The sequence below is a fragment of the Herbiconiux sp. genome (genome assembly GCF_004297105.1).
Lineage (GTDB): Bacteria > Actinomycetota > Actinomycetes > Actinomycetales > Microbacteriaceae > Herbiconiux.
This window is the reverse complement of record NZ_SCVE01000012.1, coordinates 839,444-856,094: the sequence shown is the minus strand read 5'-3', so window position 1 is coordinate 856,094 and position 16,651 is coordinate 839,444. Positions and strand designations below refer to the sequence as shown.

The following is a 16,651-nucleotide window of genomic DNA, read 5'->3' as shown; positions in this document are numbered from 1 at the left end:
CCGTTCACCGCGTGGATTTCAGCTGGCGCGCGGGAGGGATCCGAGTGGGTCTTCGATCACCTCGCGGAGCACGAGCTGGGCTGCGCCCACGGTGAGGATGTCGTCGCCGAGCTCGGCGATCGTGACGTGCACGTCGTTCTTCACTCCGGGGAGCGCGTGGGCGAGCTGGGATTCGATGATCGACAGCCCGCGGGCTTTCACCATGCTGGCCAGGAAGCCCCCGAGCAGGATCTGCTCGGGGTCGATGGTGTTGACGATGGCACGGAGCGCTACGCCGAGGAATGCCAGTTGCCGGTCTGCCTCGACCGCTCCCGGGGAGACCTCGTCGGCCGTCGGCGCTCGGCGCCCGTCGATCTGGCTCTGAGAGACGAGGCTGCGCTCGAGGTCGGACGGGGATGTGTCCGGGAGCGCGGCGAGGAGTCGTGACCGGGTGACTTCGGTCTCCAGACACCCGGAAGCCCCGCAGTCGCAGAGCCGGCCACCGGTGTTGACGAGTGTGTGACCGAACTCACCGGCGTATCCGTGCGCCCCGGTCAAGAGGGCACCTCCGGTGATGACCGAACCGCCGATTCCGGACGCACCACCGTTCAGGTAGACGAGGGTCTCGTGGCCACGGGCCGCGCCGAAGAGCGACTCGGCCACCACGCCGCAGTTCGCATCGTTGTCGACCACCACCCGACCTCCGTAGGCGGTGGTCAACCGGTCTGCCAGCGGAACGTTCTGCCAACCCAGGTGGGGCGCGATGACGACGTTCCCGCTGGCCCTGTCGACGAGGCCCGGTACGGCCACCCCGATTCCCCGGAGACCCCCCTCGGGTGCGAGGCGGGCGATCAGCTCACCCACCGCATCGATCACGTCGTCGGGGCTGGGCGACGTCGCGTGCCGCACCTCCGCGCGCGCGAGCACCCGACCACCGATCCCCACGATCGCGCCGACTGTGGCGTCGGTCTCGGGGTTCACGGCCAGCACCCGCACCGCATCGGAAGCGTGCACCGAAGGGCTCGGGCGCCCCACCACCCCTGCGCTCGCGGGCTCCTCCTGAAAGACGATCCCGGCACGCACGAGGTCTCCGACCAGGGCCCGTACCGTGGACCGGTTCAGGCCGGTCTCATGCGTGATCTCCGCCCGCGTGGACCCGTTGCGCAGGTGCACGGCGCGAAGGACCGATGACAGGTTGCGGCGGCGCAGGTCATCCAGGTTGCCCCCGTCCCTCCGGGGGACCTGTGGTTCGCCCCTCGACATCGCGGGAAAGGCGTTCGTGACCATGACTGTGAAGTCTAGCTTCGCCCTGCACGGCCAGGGCCCTGCAATTCACCACATGTTGACGACACACCTCCGACTGGATATGTTGATAGCATAACGAAATCAACGGTTCATCCGTTTCCGACACCTACAAAGGGGTAGTAATGCCAGTAGAACCAACCCGCGCCGACAAGTTCTCGTTCGGTCTGTGGACCTTCGGGGTGCGAGCCCAGGACCAGTTCGGCTCCGCCACGATGTCGGTCATCGACACCACCGAGGTCGTTCACAAGCTCTCCGACCTGGGCGCGTACGGCCTGGCCCTGCACGATGACGACCTGTTCCCCTTCGACGCCACAGAGGCAGAGCGGCGCTCCGCGATCGACTCGCTGAAGAAGGCTGTCGATGCCACGGGTCTGGTCATCCCCATGGTCACGACGAACCTGTTCGGCCACCCCGTGTTCAAAGACGGTGGATTCACCTCGAACGATCGTGATGTGCGTCGTTTCGCCCTGAGGAAGGTTCTGCGCAACATCGATCTCGCGGTGGAACTCGGCGCCCGGACATTCGTGATGTGGGGCGGTCGGGAAGGCTCGGAATACGATGCGGCCAAAGACGTGCGGGGCGCCCTCGCGCGCTACCGCGAAGCGTTCAACGTCCTGGGCCAGTACGTGAGCGACAAGGGCTACGACCTCCGCTTCGCGATCGAGCCGAAGCCCAACGAGCCCCGCGGCGACACGCTGCTCCCCACTCTGGGTCACGTGCTGGCCTTCATCGAGACCCTCGACCAGCCCGACCTCTTCGGAGTGAACCCGGAAACCGGGCACGAGCAGATGGCCGGCCTGAACTTCACCCACGGCATCGCGCAGGCACTCGACTGCGGGAAGCTCTTCCACATCGATCTCAATGGCCAGCGAGGCATCAAGTTCGATCAGGATCTGGTCTTCGGCCACGGCGACCTGCAGAACGCCTTCTCGCTCGTCGACCTCCTCGAGTTCGGATCCGTGACGGGAGGCTCCACCTTCGATGGCACCCGGCACTTCGACTACAAGGCCTCCCGCACGGAAGACGCCGAGGGTGTCTGGGATTCCGTGAAGGCGAACATGCGGATGTACCTCCTCCTCAAGGAGCGAGCGGCAGCCTTCCGTGCCGACCCCGAGGTGCAGGAGGCACTCGCTGCGGCGCGCGTCGATGAGATCAACCGGCCCACGCTCGCCGACAGCGAAGACTACGACGACCTCCTCGCCGACACCGCCGCCTACGAGCGGTTCGACACGGATTCGTACTACGACGCCAAAGGCTTCGGATTCGTGCGACTCCAGCAGCTCACCATGGAACACCTCATGGGCGCCCGCTGACCGCTCACGCGTCGCGGCGCGCGCCCTTCCAGGAACTCCAGGACACGGCGGCCTCGGAGTTCCTGGGAGGGCGGAGGTCTCCCGGAGGCTAGAACCGCACGTGCTGCTGGATCCAGGCGTGCATCGCCACGGCCGCCGCCGCCGAGGCGTTGAGCGAGCGTGTGGAGCCGAACTGGGAGATCTCCACCACGGCGTCGGCCGCGGCGAGCGCCTCGGCCGTGAGGCCCGGTCCCTCCTGGCCGAAGAGCAGAACGCAGCGCGTGGGGAACGCGAAGGTCTCGATGATCACGCTGCCCGGCACGTTGTCGATGGCGATGATGGGCAGCGCCGCATCCCGCGCGAACGCGACGAAGGCCGCGACATCCGGATGATTCGACACGTGCTGGTAGCGATCGGTCACCATCGCGCCGCGCTTGTTCCAGCGCCTGCGGCCGATGATGTGCACGGTGTCGGCGGCGAAGGCGTTCGCGCTGCGCACGATCGAGCCGATGTTGAGGTCGTGCTGCCAGTTCTCGATGGCCACGTGGAACGGATGCCGGTGCTCGTCGAGATCGGCGACGATGGCCTCCATGCGCCAGTAGCGGTACCGGTCGATCACGTTGCGGGTGTCGCCCGCCGCGAGCAGCTCGGGGTCGTAGCGCGGGTCGTCGGGGTGCTCACCCGGCCACGGGCCCACCCCACCGGCGCTCAGCTCGACGCTGGACGCCGGGGCGACCGCATCCGGATGCTCTTCCGCAGGGAACTGCTCACTCACGGTGCCAGGCTAGCCGGGTCTGTGCAGCTCGATGTCACACCTCCGTAATCCGGAACCGCTAACGTAGCGACGGGGGTACCAGTGAACCAGCGCGTTGCGATCGTGGACGACCACGAGGTGGTCTCGCTCGCTGTCGGCACCCTCATCACGGCCCACTGCGGTCTCGACTTCAGCGGCTCGGCGACATCGGTGACCGAGCTCATCGCCGCCGGGGCGCGCGCCGACCTGGTGGTGCTCGACCTCAACCTGCGCGACGGATCCACGCCCTCGGGCAACGTCGATCGGCTCCGCCACTGGGGCGCGGAGGTTCTCGCGTTCACCAGCGGCGAGAACCCGTACCTCGTGCGGGAGGTCTCCCGGTCGGCGGCGCTCGGAATCGTACGCAAGTCGGCGCCGCCCGCGCAGATCATCGACGCGATCGCGACCGCGGCGAACGGCGGCATCGTGGTGACCACGGAGTGGGCGGCCGCCCTCGACTCCGACCCCGAGCTCCGCACGGCCCCGCTCACCGAGCGCGAACGCGAGGTGCTGGCGCTCTACGCCTCGGGCCTCGGTGCTCGCGCGGTGGCTCTCGAGCTGCGGATCAGCGAGAACACGGTGGATGACCACATCCGCCGCATCCGGAGCGTCTACCGACAGCTCGGCCGGCCCGCCCACAGCAAGGTCGATCTCTACCGCCGCGGCCTGGAAGACGGCTACCTGCCCCTGCCGACCGGATCGTGATCGCGAAGAGCGCGCGCAACCCCACCCTCGACACCGAGCTGCGGGTGGTGCGACTGCTCACGATCGTGGCGGGACTCGTGGCCGCCGCCACGATCGTGGGCGGGGTCACCGTGGTGGTGCAACCCACGGTGTCGCCCATCCCGGCCTGGTTCGCGGTCGCGATCGTCGTGCTCACCGCCCTGCCCCTGGTGGTCGCCATCCTCGCGCCGTTCGTTCGGATGGCGTTCCTGCGACGCGCCAATGCGGTGGCCGTGATCACGCATCTGCTGCTGCTCGCCACCTTCTGGCCCGCGGTGTCGCTGGCTTTCGACAGCACCCCGAGCGGGCAGCTGCCGTGGATGCTGACCGTCTCCGCGTTCTCCGTGGCGGGCGCGGTGCTCGCCTGGGGGCAGCTCGGCGGCTGGGTGGCGCTCGGCGTGTTCTCAGGACTCGTGTTCGTGCTGCGGGTGCTGCTCGACGACCTCACACCGAACGCGATCGTGAACGACGTGAGCGTGCTGATCATCTCCATGGTGCTGTGCCTGCTCTGCGGCGCCCTCCTGGTGACGAGCCGTCAGGTCGACTCCGCCGCCACGACGGCCGCGACCACGGTGGCCTCTCACGCCGCCGCTCACGCGCGCCGCGCCGCCCTCGCCCGCACGCGGGCGCTCGTGCACGACGAGATCCTCGCCACCCTGCTCGTGGCGGCCCATGGCGGCGCCGAGTTCGGCCCCGCGGTGGCGCTGCAGGCCCGACGCGCGCGCCGGCACATCCGTGAACTCGGCGAGCCCGGCGCATCCGCTGCTGCGATGACCGTCGACGACCTGGCCTCGGCCGTCCTGCTCGTGGCCGATGAGATCGACGAGCACGCCGAGTTCCGGATGTCGGCCCCCGCCGCAGCCCGCGACGCCCGCGTTCCCCCCGAGGCATCGGAAGCCATCCTCGGCGCTGTTCGTCAGGCGCTGGTGAACAGCGTGACGCACGCGGGCCCGTCGGCCCGCCGGGTGGTCACGTTCGACCTCACCCCGGCCGCCCCCACTCCCCCGGCGGCCGGGCCGGCCTCGACGAGCGGCCGGTCGTCATCCCATCCCGACGTCTGCGGCGGTGTTCGCGTGGTCGTGCGCGACGACGGCGTCGGGTTCGACCCCGACACCGTTCCGGCGTCGCGGATGGGGCTCGCCACCAGCATCCGGGACCGCCTCGCCGCTGTTCCCGGAGGATCGGCGGGGGTCGAATCCTCTCCCGGTCTCGGAACCGTCGTGACCGTCGAATGGGCGGTGCCGGCGACGGACAGGTCGTTCGGCGCCGATTCCCCGGAACTCGAGCGGGCACTCCGCTCGGAGCAGCTCACCCACGTGAGGGGCGTGCGCGCCGCCGTCGCCGTGTTCCTGGTCTCCCAGCTGGTTCTGGCCGTCACCACGGCGATCGACTCGCCGACCCCCTTGCTGTCATTGACCAGCTTCGCGGGTATCGCTCTCGGCCTGCTCACGCTCGGCTGGGCGGAACTCGACCGGCCCTCGATCGGCCGCAGCCTGCTCTGCGCCGCGTTCCTCATCACGACCTCGGCCGTGATCCTGCTGCCCGGGGTGCGACTCTCGCTCAGCTACGAGGATGCCTGGTACCTCACGGGGTGCGCCTTCGTGTTCCTCACGATGGTGCTCCGCGGGAGAGCGATCATCGCCCTCGGCGGCCTGGCGCTGCTCACCACGATCACGGTCACCGGGGTGTTCCTGCACCAGTTCGCCACCACCGAGATGGCCGCCTCCATCACGCGCCCCATCGTGGTGGTGGCCATCGCGGCCGGATTCGCGGTGGCCATTGCGGGACTCGGCCGCCGCATCCGGGCGTTCCGCGCCTACGCCCTCCGAGTGGCTCAGGAAGAGGCGTACGAGGCCACGAGCCGGCGCGAGCTGCGCGAGCGATCCGGCGACCTCGACCGGCTGATCGGCCCGATGCTGGCCCGGCTGGAGCTGCTCGGCGAACCGGGTGCCGTGTTCACGGCGGCCGACGCCCAGGAGTGCGCCGCTCTCGAAGGCCTCCTGCGCGATCACCACCGCGGCGAACGGATGCTGCGCGAGCCCCTGCTGAGCGCCGCCATGACCGCGCGGCGCCGGGCCGTCGATGTCGTGCTGCTCGACGACGGCGACGCAGAACTGCCGGAACACGACCTCGACGCCATCGCGCAGTGGCTCACCTCGGGCCTCGAGCAGGTGGTGAGCGGGCCGTTCATCGGCCGCATCCTGCCCTTCGGTCGCGCGGGGCTCGCCAGCATGGTGAGCGACAGCACGATCCGCTACCTCGACCCGGCTACAGCCAGTGGTTCCGTTTGAACACGCTGTAGAGCACTCCGGCGAACACCACCATGCCGCCGACGGCCATGGGATAGCCGAACACCCAGTGCAGCTCGGGCATATGGTCGAAGTTCATGCCGTAGATGCCGGCGATGAGGCTCGGTGCGAAGATGATGGCCGCCCAGGCGGAGATCTTCTTCACCTCGTCGCCCTGCTTGAAGCCCTGTTCGGCGAGCTTGCGGGTGTCTTCGGCGAGCTCGAGGCTGGCTTCCGAGATGCGCCGCATCTCGTCGTTCTGCCGCTGCGTCGCGAGGGTCGAGTGCACGGTGAGGGCATTCTGCAGCGTCGCGCGGAAGGTGTCGGAACGGCCCGCGATCTGCAGCACGTGGTCGAGCACGTCGCGGAGGCCGCGCTGCACCTCGAGGTCGACCCCGTACTTCTCCGAGCCGCGGAGGAGCGCCTCGAGCATGCCGGCGAGCGGATGCGCGGCGCGCTGGAACTCCATCACCTCGCCCAGCAGGTCGTAGATGCGGCGGGAGACATCGGGGTCGCCGCCGAACAGCTGGTGCTCGATCTCGTCGATGTCGTTCTCGAGGCCGGAGGCGACCGGGCCGTACTGATCGACGACCTCGTCGAGGATGGCGTAGAGCACCGCCTCGGGCCCGAGCGACAGGAGCTGCGGGTTGCCCTCGAGCCGCAGCCGCACGGCGCCGAGATTCGGCGCCTCGGCATGCCTCACCGTCACCACGAAGCCGGGGCCGATGATGACGTGCACCTCTCCGAACTCCACCACCTCCTCGGTGTCGAGGTACCGGGCGGGGCGCAGAACCACGAACAGGGTGTCGCCGTAGCGCTCCAGCTTGGCGCGCTGGTGTCCGGTGAGGGCATCTTCGACGGCGAGATGGTGCAGGCCGAACTCGGTCTCGATCGAGCGGATCTCCTCCGGGCTCGGCCGGTAGAGGCCGATCCACGCCATCCCGCCGAGGCGGGCCATCAGCTCATAGGTCTCGTCGAGGCTCGCGGGCTCCTCGGCACGCTTGCCGTCGACGTACACGGCGTTGTCGATCAGGGGCATGGGGCCAGCGTAGGCACGATGGGTGAACATCCGGTGACCGGTCGGCTGCCCCGTGCACCGCGTGTCGGGTCGCACGATCTGTCGCCGATCGGGCGATGCGGCGACAATTCGTGCTACCCCGTGATGGTCAAGGCGATGAGCACCACGTTGAGCGCCACGATGAGGGCCACCACGGCCCAGGCCACCACGCGCACGAGCGTGCCGTCGGCGAACTCCCCCATGAGCTGCCGGTCGCCGGTGAGCCGGATGAGAGGCACGAGTGCGAAGGGAATGCCGATCGACAGCAGAACCTGGCTGAGCACCAGTGCCCAGGTGGGGTCGATGCCGACCGCGAGAACGACGAGTGCGGGCACCAGCGTCACCACGCGGCGAGCGAGGATCGGGATGCGCACCCGCAGAAGGCCCTTCATGATCACCGCGCCGGCATAGGCACCCACCGACGTCGACGCGAGCCCGGAGGCGAGCAGCCCCACGGCGAAGATCGTGGCGATCACGGGCCCGAGGGCGGCAGTGATCGCGTCGTAGGCGCCGGGAATGGTGTCGGTGCCGTCGACCCCGCGGAGGCTCGAGGCCGCGAGCAGCAGCATGGCGATGTTCACGGCGCCGGCGAGGAGGAGGGCGATGATCACGTCGGCGCGGGTGACGCGGAGGAGGGTGCGGAGGCGCCCGGGCGTGATGTCGAGGGTGTCGGCCGCCCGCGCCGCCTCGAGGGAGGTGTGCGCTGGGGATGCGGGGGTCTCACCGATCGCGGAGGGGGCCGCATCCGGAACCGCACGGGGTGCGGGGTGATGGGTGAAGTCGCTCTTCTCGGCCTCGGCGGCGAACTCGGCGTGGTGCCGATCGCGGGCGAGCGCCGAGTGCAGGTAGATGGCGTGGGGCATCACGGTGGCGCCGAGCATGCTCGCGGCGAGCAGCACCGTCGGAGTTCCCTCGAAGCGCGGCACGAGACCCCCGGCCGCGGCCGCCCAGTCGACGTGCGACACGAACATGCCGGCGAGGAACCCGAAGGCGATCACGGCGAGCAGCCCCCCGATCACGAACTCGAAGCTGCGCTGCCGGCGATTCGACTGGATGAGCAGCAGGGCCATCGACACGAGCCCCACGATGAGCCCGCCGACCACGAGCGGCAACCCGAACAGCAGGTTCAGCGCGATGGCTCCGCCGATGACCTCGGCGATGTCGGTGGCGGCGGCCACGAGTTCGGCCTGCACCCAGAAGGCGCGGCGCCCCCAGGGCCGGGTGCGCGCACCGATGTGCTCGGGCAAGGTCTTGCCGGTGACCACGCCGAGCTTGGCCGACTGGTACTGGATGAGCATCGCCATCGCGTTGGCGAGCACCAGCACCCACACGAGCAGGTAACCGTACTGGGCGCCCGAGGTGAGGTTCGCGGCCACGTTGCCGGGATCGACGTAGGCGATCGACGCCACGAAGGCGGGGCCGAACAGCGCGATGCCGTGCCACCACCGCGGCCGCACGGCGATGCGGTCGACTCCGTCCCGCACTGCCACCCCATTTTTAGGCATGCCTAAAAATTAGCACAGCCCGAGGCTTCTCAGACGCTCGTGTAGCCCCCGTCGATCGGGAGGGAGACGCCCGTGATCATCGAGGCGCCGTCGCCGAGCAGGAATACGACCGGTGCCGCGATGTCGGCCTCCGTGGCCCAGCGGCCGAGTGGCATGGCCGCGAGGAACGGCTCCTCGATCTCGGGCTGACCCCAGTACGAGGCCGACATCGGCGTCATCACCACGGTGGGGTTCACCGCGTTGACCCGGATGCCGTACCGACCGAGTTCCAGCGCCGAGACGCGGGTGATGCTGTCGACGGCCGCCTTCGAAGCGCCGTAGGAGACGTGCCCGAGCAGTGCCACGAGTCCCGCCTGGCTCGAGATGTTCACGATCGCGCCGCCCCGGCCGAGCCGGATCATCTCGCGGGTCGCGTACTTCGTGACGAGCAGGGTGCCGCGGGTGTTGATGCTCATCACCGTGTCGAAGATGTCGATGTCGGCCTCGGTGGTGGGCTGCACGAGCCCACCCCAGCCGGCGCAGTTCACCACACCGTAGAGGTCGAGGCCCTCGATGGCGGCCCTGACCGCCTCCTCCGAGCGCAGGTCGAAGGCGAGAGCGCGGGCGCCGGTGGCAGCCGTGATCGCCTCGAGCGACTCGGGCGTCGCATCCGCCGCGATCACGTCGGCCCCCGCGGCCACGAGCTGACGCACGATCTCGCCGCCGATTCCGCCGGCGGCTCCCGTCACGAGCACGGTGCGGTTCTCGAGTGTGGTCACGCGTTCCTCCTCAGTGAGGCCTGACCGAGGCGGCCGGCCGGTGGTGGTGGTGGGCCGGCCGCGTCGCAGCCGGCCGGTGGTGGTGGTGGTGGCGTCAGTCGGTGCGGCTGATCCAGACGGCGTCGGCCGCATCGGGGGAGATCGGAATCCGCACGCCATCCGCCGCGACCTGGATGCCCGCATCCATGACCCGCACCTCGGTGCCGGGGCCCACCCCGTGCTCGGCGAAGGCGCGGAGCAATGCGGGGTCGCGGTCGTTGACGCGCACGATGCGGCCCTCGTGACCAGGGCGCGCCTCCGTCAGCACCACGGCGTCGAGATTCGGGATCGTGCCATCACGACCCGGGATGGGGTCGCCGTGCGGATCCTGCGCCGGATGTCCCAGCCGCGCGTCGATCGCATCGAGCAGTCGTTCGCTGATCGAGTGCTCGAGCACCTCCGCCTCGTCGTGCACCTCGTGCCACTCGTAGCCCATCTCGCGCACGAGCCAGGTCTCGATGAGGCGGTGCCGGCGCACCACACCCATGGCGCGCATCCGCCCCTCCTCGGTGAGGGTCAGTGGCCCGTACGGCACATGGGTGATGAGTCCCGCCGCGGCGAGCTTCTTCACCATCTCGGTGACGGATGAGGGGGCGACGCCGAGCCGCGCCGCGAGCACCGACGGCGAGATCGGCGCCGTCTGCCATTCGGTGTGGGCGTAGACGGTCTTGAGGTAGTTCTCGGTGGCGATGTCCTGCGCAGCGGAGCGGGCGGCTGAGGAGGAGATCGACATGGTGCGTCCAGCCTAACGATCGTGACGGATGTCACGACCGGATCGTGACGGCCGTGCACCGCATCCGCTCCCCCGGGCGGGCACGCTGGGTGCATGGACACCTTCACCCCCTCCCGCGAGGACGCCGTCGCCGTGGCCGCGACCGGACTGGCCAAGTCGTTCGGCGGCGTGCGCGCCGTCGACGGCATCGACCTCCACATCCGCCAAGGCGAGATCGTCGCCTTCCTCGGCCCGAACGGCGCCGGCAAGACCAGCACGATCGACATGCTCCTCGGCCTCACCAGCCCCGACGCCGGGACCGTCCAGGTGTTCGGCGAGTCGCCGCGCGCCGCGATCTCCCACGGCTTGGTCTCGGCGGTGCTGCAGACCGGCGGCCTGCTCAAGGACATCACCGTACGCGAGACCCTCGACCTCACCGCCAGCCTGTTCGCCGACACCCGCCCGGTGGCGGAGGTGCTGCAGCGCGCCGGCATCACCGAGATCGCCGACCGGCGCGTCGGCGTCTGCTCCGGTGGGCAGCAGCAGCGGCTGCGCTTCGCCATGGCGCTGCTCTCCGATCCGGGGCTGCTCATCCTCGACGAGCCGACGACCGGCATGGATGTGGAGGGGCGCCGATCGTTCTGGAACGCCATCCGCGCCGACGCGGCCCGGGGCCGCACGGTGCTGTTCGCCACGCACTACCTCGAGGAGGCCGACGAGTACGCCGACCGCATCGTGCTGATGGCCCGCGGCCGCATCGTGGCCGACGGAACCACCACCAAGATCAAGAACCTCGTCTCGGGCCGCATCGTGCACGCCACCCTGCCCGGGGCCGACCCGGTCGCGATCGCCGCACTGCCGGGCGTCGACGACGTCGAGGCCAAGGGCGACCGCATCGCCGTGCACACGCGGGACTCGGATGCGGTGGCCCGCTTCCTCCTCACCCAGACGGCCGCGCACGACATCGAGATCGCCGCCCAGAACCTCGAGAGCGTCTTCCTGGCGCTCACCTCCACCTCCGCCTCCGCCTCCGAAGGAGCCCTGTCATGACCACCGCGCCCCCAGCCGATCGCGTCACCCTCGACCGCCGCGTGCCGCCCTTCGGCGGCTTCAACCTCACCTATCTGCGCATCGAGCTGCTGCGCAAACTGCGCAACCGGCGCACCCTGATCTTCACGATCATCTTCCCGATCGCGCTGTACGTGATCATCGGGGTGCCTCAGGTCGACACCCCGCTCACCGCGACGCCGATCGCCCAGGGCGGCCCGTCGGTGGCCGCGTACATCATGGTGTCGATGGCGATGTACGGCGCGATGATGTCGGCCACCCAGACGGGCGCCGCCGTCGGCGTCGAGCGGGCACAGGGCTGGAGCCGGCAGCTGCGCCTGACCCCCCTGAACCCGCTCGTCAACGTGATCATCAAGATGATCGCCGGCCTGCTGCTCGGGCTCTTCGCCGTTCTGGCCACCTTCGCGGCGGGGGCACTGAGCGGCGTGCAGCTCTCCGCCGTGCAGTGGATCGGCACCGGGCTGAGCGGCTGGATCCTCGCGGGAGCCGTCTTCACGGCGCTCGGTCTGATGGTCGGCTACCTGGTTCCCGGTGAGAACGCCGCCCAGATCACGAGCCTCGCCATCGTGCTGCTCGCCTTCATCGGTGGACTGTTCTACCCCGTGAGCACCATGCCCGACTTCATGCAGTCGATCGCGGCGTTCACCCCCGTGTACGGCATCAGCCAGATCGCCCGCGCACCGCTCACCGGCGACACCCTCGACCTGCTGTGGGTCGTCAACGCGGTCGGCTGGCTCGCACTCTTCGTGGCCGGCACGGTCTGGGCGTTCCGTCGCGACACGCAGCGGGTGTGACCGTGCGGGCGGCGGCGACCGCGGCGGCGGGCACGCGGCCTAGAGTGATCGGCATGGGCACTGCATCCAGTCGGCCGACGGCATCCGGAGTGCTTCTCGCACCGCCCGCCGTGCGCTGGTACGGTGGCGCGGCCATCTCGCTGATCTGGCTGGCGATCATCGGGCAGCAGGTCGTCGACCGGTCGGAGTCGACCGCCTCGGCCGTCGTCGGGATCGCGCTCGTCGTCGTCTTCGGCCTGGCGTTCCTGGTGGGAGCGCCCGTGGCCTGGTCGACGCCACGGCGATTCCGGATGCTGGTGCCCGCCGCCCTGCTCGCCCTCTCCTTCTGCTTCTTCCCCTGGGTCGGCTGGAACGTCACCGCGACCTGGACGTACGTGGGCGTGCTCGTCGGGATGTGCGTCCTCAGCTGGGGCGTGACCTTCTCGGCCGTCATCGGGCTCGGGGCCGTCGCCCTGATCTCCGGTGGCGTCACCTGGGGCTGGACCGAGGACATCCTGTGGCTGCCCGCGGTCATCGTGTCGATCTCGCTCATGATGGCCGCGTTCGGCCGCACGACCACCGCGATGACGCAGCTGCGCAACACGCAGGCGCAACTCGAAGCACTCGCGGTCGAGCGTGAACGCAACCGTCTGGGGCGCGATCTGCACGACATCCTGGGCCACTCGCTCACGGTCATCACCGTCAAGGCCGAGCTGGCCGGCCGGCTGCTCGATGTGGATCCGGCCCGGGCGCGAACCGAGATCGGCGAGGTGGAGGAGCTCGCGCGCGGCGCTCTGGCCGACGTGCGCGCGACCGCCGCCGGCTTCCGCGGCGTCAACGTGAGCGGCGAGCTCGCCGCCGCCCGCTCGGCACTCGATGCGGCGGGGATCACCGCCGACCTCCCGTCGTCGACCGATGTCGTGCCGGCAGACCGCCGCGAACTCGCCGGCTGGGTGGTGCGCGAAGGGGTGACCAATGTCGTGCGTCACTCGGGAGCGACGCGGTGCCGGGTGGTCTTCCGTGCCCGCGAGGTCGAGGTGGCCGACGACGGCATCGGGCCCTCGACCGCGGCCACGAGCTCGACCGGTCTTGCCGGCCTGCGCGAGCGGGTCGAGGGCTCGGGCGCCCGGATGAGCATCGGCCGGAGCGATCTGGGCGGCTTCAGCCTCAAGGTGATGCTGTGAGCGGCACCGGATCGGCCGCGGGCCGCCCGCCCATCCGCCTGCTCATCGCCGACGACCAGGCCCTCGTGCGCGGAGCTCTCTCCGCGCTGCTCGGCCTCGAACCCGACATCGACGTCGTGGCCGAAGTGGGCCGCGGCGACGAGGTGCAGCACGCGGCGACCAGCGCCCGCGCCGACGTGGCGCTGCTCGACATCGAGATGCCCGGCATCGACGGCATCGCGGCGGCCGCGAACCTGCGCACGGCGCTCCCGGGCTGCCGGGTGATCATCGTGACCACCTTCGGGCGGCCCGGCTACCTCCGCCGGGCGATGCAAGCGGGTGCCTCCGGATTCATCGTGAAAGACACCCCGGCGGCCCAGCTCGCGGATGCCGTCCGCCGAGTGCATCAGGGCCTGCGCGTGGTCGATCCGACACTGGCCGCCGAGTCGCTGGCGCACGGCGACTCGCCTCTCACCGAGCGGGAGACCGACGTGCTGGAGGCCGCACGCACCGGGGGGTCGATCGCCGACATCGCGCGCATCCTTCACCTCTCCGAGGGCACGGTGCGCAATCACCTCTCGAACGCCATCGGCAAAACCGCCGGCCGCAACCGGGCCGACGCGGCCCGCATCGCGGAGAACAACGGCTGGCTCTAGGGTCCGAGGCCCTCCTCCCCCGCCGGATCCCGTGCGGCACCCGCGAATCGGTGGCACGATCGTTCGCAGGGGGGCATGACGAGGTGCGCACGGACAGGGTCAAGTGGTGGGCCGGCTATCTCGCGGACGAGCTCGCGGGTCACGCCGACGTCGTCTACGAAGAGCTCGCATCGACCGACGACCGGCATTGCCCCGGTCGGGTCGGCTCTCCCGCTCTCGTCTCGGTGACACCGCTTCGCCCGACAGCCCTGCCGTTCACGGTGCACGTGAGCGACGACGACGTTCCGGTGGTGCGGTTCGGCGAGGCCGCCGAGGTGAACTGCTTCGGCATCCCCTCCAGCGACACCACCGGTGGGCTCGACCCCTCGAACCACCTGGGGGTCATGGCCGCCGCCGTGATCAGTGACGGCGCGACGCTTCTGCATCGGCGCGGCCGCCGACGCACCCTCGTGCTCGGGCCTCTGGGGAGGCATCCGGGGCTGGCCCGGCACACCGTCGTGCAGGAGTGGACCCCGTACTCGGAGCTCTACGGGACCATGACGATGTTCCGCCGCCCGCCCGCCTACGACGAGCTCCCGGTCGCGGCGTTCGTCGTGCCCGGGCGAACCGGCCGTCTTCCGAGGGCACGCCGGCCCGCTTGAACGATCGGGGTCACACCCCCGCGTAGCGCCCCGGCCGGTGGTTGAGGGCGAGCACGAGGTTCAGCACCACCGCGCCGGCCGCCGACAGCAGCACGGTCAGGGGCGGCACCACCGCGAAGGCGCAGAGGACGAGGGTGACGTCGAGCGCCATCTGCACGTAGCCCGCGCGCCAGCCGAACTTCTCCTGGAGGAGGAGGGCGAGGATGTTGAACCCGCCGAGACTCGCCTTGTGCCGGAACAGCACGAGCAGGCCCATTCCCGCGAGAAGGTTGCCGGCGAGCACGGCCCAGACGGGGTCGAGGTGGTCGATCACGACGGCGAGCGGGTTGATCAGCGAGAGCACCGAGACGAGGGCGACACTCGCGGCCGTGCGGAGCGTGAAATTCCAGCCCTTCTTCCACGCCGCGAGGGCGAAGAACGGGAGGTTCACGGCGAGGAAGATCACGCCGAACGGAATCGGCACCACGTAGCTGAGCAGGAGCGCGAGCCCGGCGGTGCCGCCGGTGACGGCACCCGCCGACTTGAGCAGGAACAACCCGATGGAGGCCACGACGGTGCCCGTGGCGATCCCGAGCACGTCCTCCACGGGTGAGTGAGCAAGAGGGTTCGCCTCCTCGCGACCCGTCACTAGTGGCCCTTCCCGCGGTGTCTTCGGGCGAGAAGTGACGGCTCGCGGAGCCTTTGCGGTGGTCATAGGGCGGGGGCGACGGATGCGAGCACCGCGAGCACGCGATCGTTCGAGGCGCGGTCGGCGATCGAGATGCGCACGCCGGCGCCGGCGTAGGCGCGCACGAGGATGTCGTTGCGGGCGAGGAGGTCGACCACGAGCTCGCGGCGGTCGTCGGGCATCCGGAGCCAGACGAAATTGGCGAGGCTGTCGGGGGTGACCCAGCCCTGAAGGCGGAGTTCGCCGATCATCCGCTCGCGCTCGGCGGTGACAGCCCCGACGCGGGCCGCGATCTCGGTGGCGGCGACGGGTTCGAGCGAGGCGATGGCGGCGCGCTGGGCGATCGCGCTCACGGCGAAGGGCATGCCGGTGCGGCGCAGTCCGTCGGCGATCGCGGGGGCGGCGACGGCGTAGCCGACGCGCAGGCCGGCGAGACCGTAGGCCTTCGAGAAGGTGCGCAGCACGCAGACATTCGGATGCGCGCGGTAGAGCGCGACCGAGTCGGCCACAGCGGCATCCGTCGCCGGATCGGCCGCAGCCTCCGTCGCCGGACGGGCGTACTCGATGTAGGCCTCGTCGATCACGACGAGCACGCGCGAGGGCACCTCGGCGAGGAAGCTCTCGAGTGCGGCCTGGCCGAGCGAGACGCCGGTGGGGTTGTTGGGGGTGCACACGATCACGAGCCGGGTGCGGTCGGTGATGGCCGCGGCCATCGCGGCGAGGTCGTGGCCCTCCTGCGCGTCGAGCGGCACCATGACCGGCACCGCGCCGGCGAGGCGGGTGAGGATCGGGTAGGCCTCGAACGACCGCCAGGCGAACACCACTTCGTCGCCCGCGTCGCAGACGGCGGTGATGATCTGCTGCAGCACCCCGGTGCTCCCCGGCCCGACGGCCACCTCGACGGGGTCGACGCCGAGGTGGCCGGCGATGCTCTCGCGCAGCTCGAGGGCGCCGTTGTCGGGGTAGCGGTTGAGCGTCGCGGCGGAGTGGGCCACGACCTCGAGCACGGAGGGCAGGGGCGGGAAGTGGCTCTCGTTCGAGGCCAGCGCGGCGACGGCGGCGCAGTCGGCGCGCCGGCCGGCCACATAGGCGGGCAGCTCGCGCACGGTCGACCGGGGCCGGGGGAGATCGGCGGGCCCCGAAGCATCCGTCAGGAGTTCGCGGTCGAGGGGAAGCAGCGTCATGGTGCCATTCTGCGAAGCGGTCGGGCATGCGCGCAATCGAAGTGAGAT

Annotated in this window: 16 protein-coding genes; 8 read left to right on the top strand and 8 right to left on the bottom strand. The window is 70.2% G+C overall.

Annotated features, from left to right (window positions below):
• Window positions 1-18: 18 nt before the first annotated feature.
• Window positions 19-1,266: an ROK family protein gene (locus EPO52_RS10455; protein WP_290805736.1), complete on the bottom strand. Its 1,248-nt coding sequence runs from the start codon at window positions 1,264-1,266 to the stop codon at window positions 19-21.
• A gap of 140 nt (window positions 1,267-1,406) precedes the next feature.
• Between EPO52_RS10455 and xylA the strand changes: the two genes are divergently transcribed.
• Window positions 1,407-2,597 (top strand): xylose isomerase, encoded by a 1,191-nt coding sequence (gene xylA / locus EPO52_RS10450; RefSeq protein WP_290805734.1) that lies wholly within the window; start codon window positions 1,407-1,409, stop codon window positions 2,595-2,597.
• An 88-nt stretch (window positions 2,598-2,685) separates the two neighbouring features.
• Here xylA and EPO52_RS10445 read toward each other — a convergent pair whose 3' ends face one another.
• A complete protein-coding gene (locus tag EPO52_RS10445; protein ID WP_290806195.1) occupies window positions 2,686-3,288 on the bottom strand; it encodes a TrmH family RNA methyltransferase in 603 nt (200 codons plus the stop codon).
• Between the two features lie 144 nt (window positions 3,289-3,432).
• Here EPO52_RS10445 and EPO52_RS10440 point away from each other — a divergent pair, with 144 nt between their 5' ends.
• Both EPO52_RS10440 and EPO52_RS10435 read left to right on the top strand, forming a co-directional pair.
• A complete protein-coding gene (locus EPO52_RS10440) occupies window positions 3,433-4,074 on the top strand; it encodes a response regulator transcription factor (RefSeq protein WP_290805731.1) in 642 nt (213 codons plus the stop codon).
• Entirely contained in the window at window positions 4,071-6,383 is a 2,313-nt protein-coding gene (locus tag EPO52_RS10435) for a hypothetical protein (protein ID WP_290805728.1), read from the top strand. Before EPO52_RS10440 ends, EPO52_RS10435 begins: the two co-directional genes overlap by 4 nt.
• Here EPO52_RS10435 and EPO52_RS10430 read toward each other — a convergent pair.
• The 4 genes from EPO52_RS10430 to EPO52_RS10415 form a co-directional block, all read right to left on the bottom strand.
• A complete protein-coding gene (locus EPO52_RS10430; protein ID WP_290805725.1) occupies window positions 6,361-7,419 on the bottom strand; it encodes a magnesium and cobalt transport protein CorA in 1,059 nt (352 codons plus the stop codon). The genes EPO52_RS10435 and EPO52_RS10430 overlap by 23 nt on opposite strands.
• Window positions 7,420-7,532: 113 nt before the next feature.
• Window positions 7,533-8,927, bottom strand: coding sequence for an Nramp family divalent metal transporter (locus EPO52_RS10425; protein ID WP_290805722.1), 1,395 nt, complete (start codon window positions 8,925-8,927; stop codon window positions 7,533-7,535).
• Between the two features lie 44 nt (window positions 8,928-8,971).
• A complete protein-coding gene (locus EPO52_RS10420) occupies window positions 8,972-9,700 on the bottom strand; it encodes an SDR family oxidoreductase (RefSeq protein WP_290805719.1) in 729 nt (242 codons plus the stop codon).
• A 94-nt stretch (window positions 9,701-9,794) separates the two neighbouring features.
• Window positions 9,795-10,472, bottom strand: coding sequence for a metal-dependent transcriptional regulator (locus tag EPO52_RS10415; protein WP_290805716.1), 678 nt, complete (start codon window positions 10,470-10,472; stop codon window positions 9,795-9,797).
• Between the two features lie 93 nt (window positions 10,473-10,565).
• Between EPO52_RS10415 and EPO52_RS10410 the strand changes: the two genes are divergently transcribed.
• From EPO52_RS10410 to EPO52_RS10390, 5 genes are all read left to right on the top strand, one after another.
• Window positions 10,566-11,501, top strand: a complete 936-nt coding sequence (locus EPO52_RS10410; RefSeq protein ID WP_290805713.1) for an ABC transporter ATP-binding protein — start codon at window positions 10,566-10,568, stop codon at window positions 11,499-11,501.
• Window positions 11,498-12,313, top strand: coding sequence for an ABC transporter permease (locus EPO52_RS10405; protein ID WP_290805711.1), 816 nt, complete (start codon window positions 11,498-11,500; stop codon window positions 12,311-12,313). Before EPO52_RS10410 ends, EPO52_RS10405 begins: the two co-directional genes overlap by 4 nt.
• A gap of 53 nt (window positions 12,314-12,366) precedes the next feature.
• Window positions 12,367-13,476, top strand: coding sequence for a histidine kinase (locus EPO52_RS10400; RefSeq protein WP_290805709.1), 1,110 nt, complete (start codon window positions 12,367-12,369; stop codon window positions 13,474-13,476).
• Window positions 13,473-14,111 carry a response regulator transcription factor gene (locus EPO52_RS10395; RefSeq protein ID WP_290805706.1) on the top strand — a complete coding sequence of 213 codons (639 nt, stop codon included), beginning with the start codon at window positions 13,473-13,475 and terminating at the stop codon, window positions 14,109-14,111. The genes EPO52_RS10400 and EPO52_RS10395 overlap by 4 nt, the downstream gene beginning before the upstream one ends.
• Before the next feature lie 83 nt (window positions 14,112-14,194).
• Window positions 14,195-14,752, top strand: a complete 558-nt coding sequence (locus EPO52_RS10390) for a hypothetical protein (RefSeq protein WP_290805704.1) — start codon at window positions 14,195-14,197, stop codon at window positions 14,750-14,752.
• 10 nt (window positions 14,753-14,762) lie between these two features.
• Here EPO52_RS10390 and EPO52_RS10385 read toward each other — a convergent pair whose 3' ends face one another.
• A complete protein-coding gene (locus EPO52_RS10385) occupies window positions 14,763-15,380 on the bottom strand; it encodes a YitT family protein (RefSeq protein WP_290805701.1) in 618 nt (205 codons plus the stop codon).
• A gap of 62 nt (window positions 15,381-15,442) precedes the next feature.
• On the bottom strand, window positions 15,443-16,603 hold the full coding sequence (gene hisC, locus EPO52_RS10380) for a histidinol-phosphate transaminase (RefSeq protein ID WP_290805698.1): 1,161 nt from the start codon (window positions 16,601-16,603) through the stop codon (window positions 15,443-15,445).
• Window positions 16,604-16,651 lie beyond the last annotated feature (48 nt).

Bases quoted from the DNA above. Each gene is read 5' to 3' on its own strand.
- EPO52_RS10455 (WP_290805736.1), bottom strand. From the start codon at position 1,266: ATGGTCACGAACGCCTTTCCCGCGATGTCGAGGGGCGAACCACAGGTC.
- xylA (WP_290805734.1), top strand. From the start codon at position 1,407: ATGCCAGTAGAACCAACCCGCGCCGACAAGTTCTCGTTCGGTCTGTGG.
- EPO52_RS10430 (WP_290805725.1), bottom strand. From the start codon at position 7,419: ATGCCCCTGATCGACAACGCCGTGTACGTCGACGGCAAGCGTGCCGAG.
- EPO52_RS10415 (WP_290805716.1), bottom strand. From the start codon at position 10,472: ATGTCGATCTCCTCCTCAGCCGCCCGCTCCGCTGCGCAGGACATCGCC.
- EPO52_RS10410 (WP_290805713.1), top strand. From the start codon at position 10,566: ATGGACACCTTCACCCCCTCCCGCGAGGACGCCGTCGCCGTGGCCGCG.
- EPO52_RS10405 (WP_290805711.1), top strand. From the start codon at position 11,498: ATGACCACCGCGCCCCCAGCCGATCGCGTCACCCTCGACCGCCGCGTG.
- EPO52_RS10400 (WP_290805709.1), top strand. From the start codon at position 12,367: ATGGGCACTGCATCCAGTCGGCCGACGGCATCCGGAGTGCTTCTCGCA.
- hisC (WP_290805698.1), bottom strand. From the start codon at position 16,603: ATGACGCTGCTTCCCCTCGACCGCGAACTCCTGACGGATGCTTCGGGG.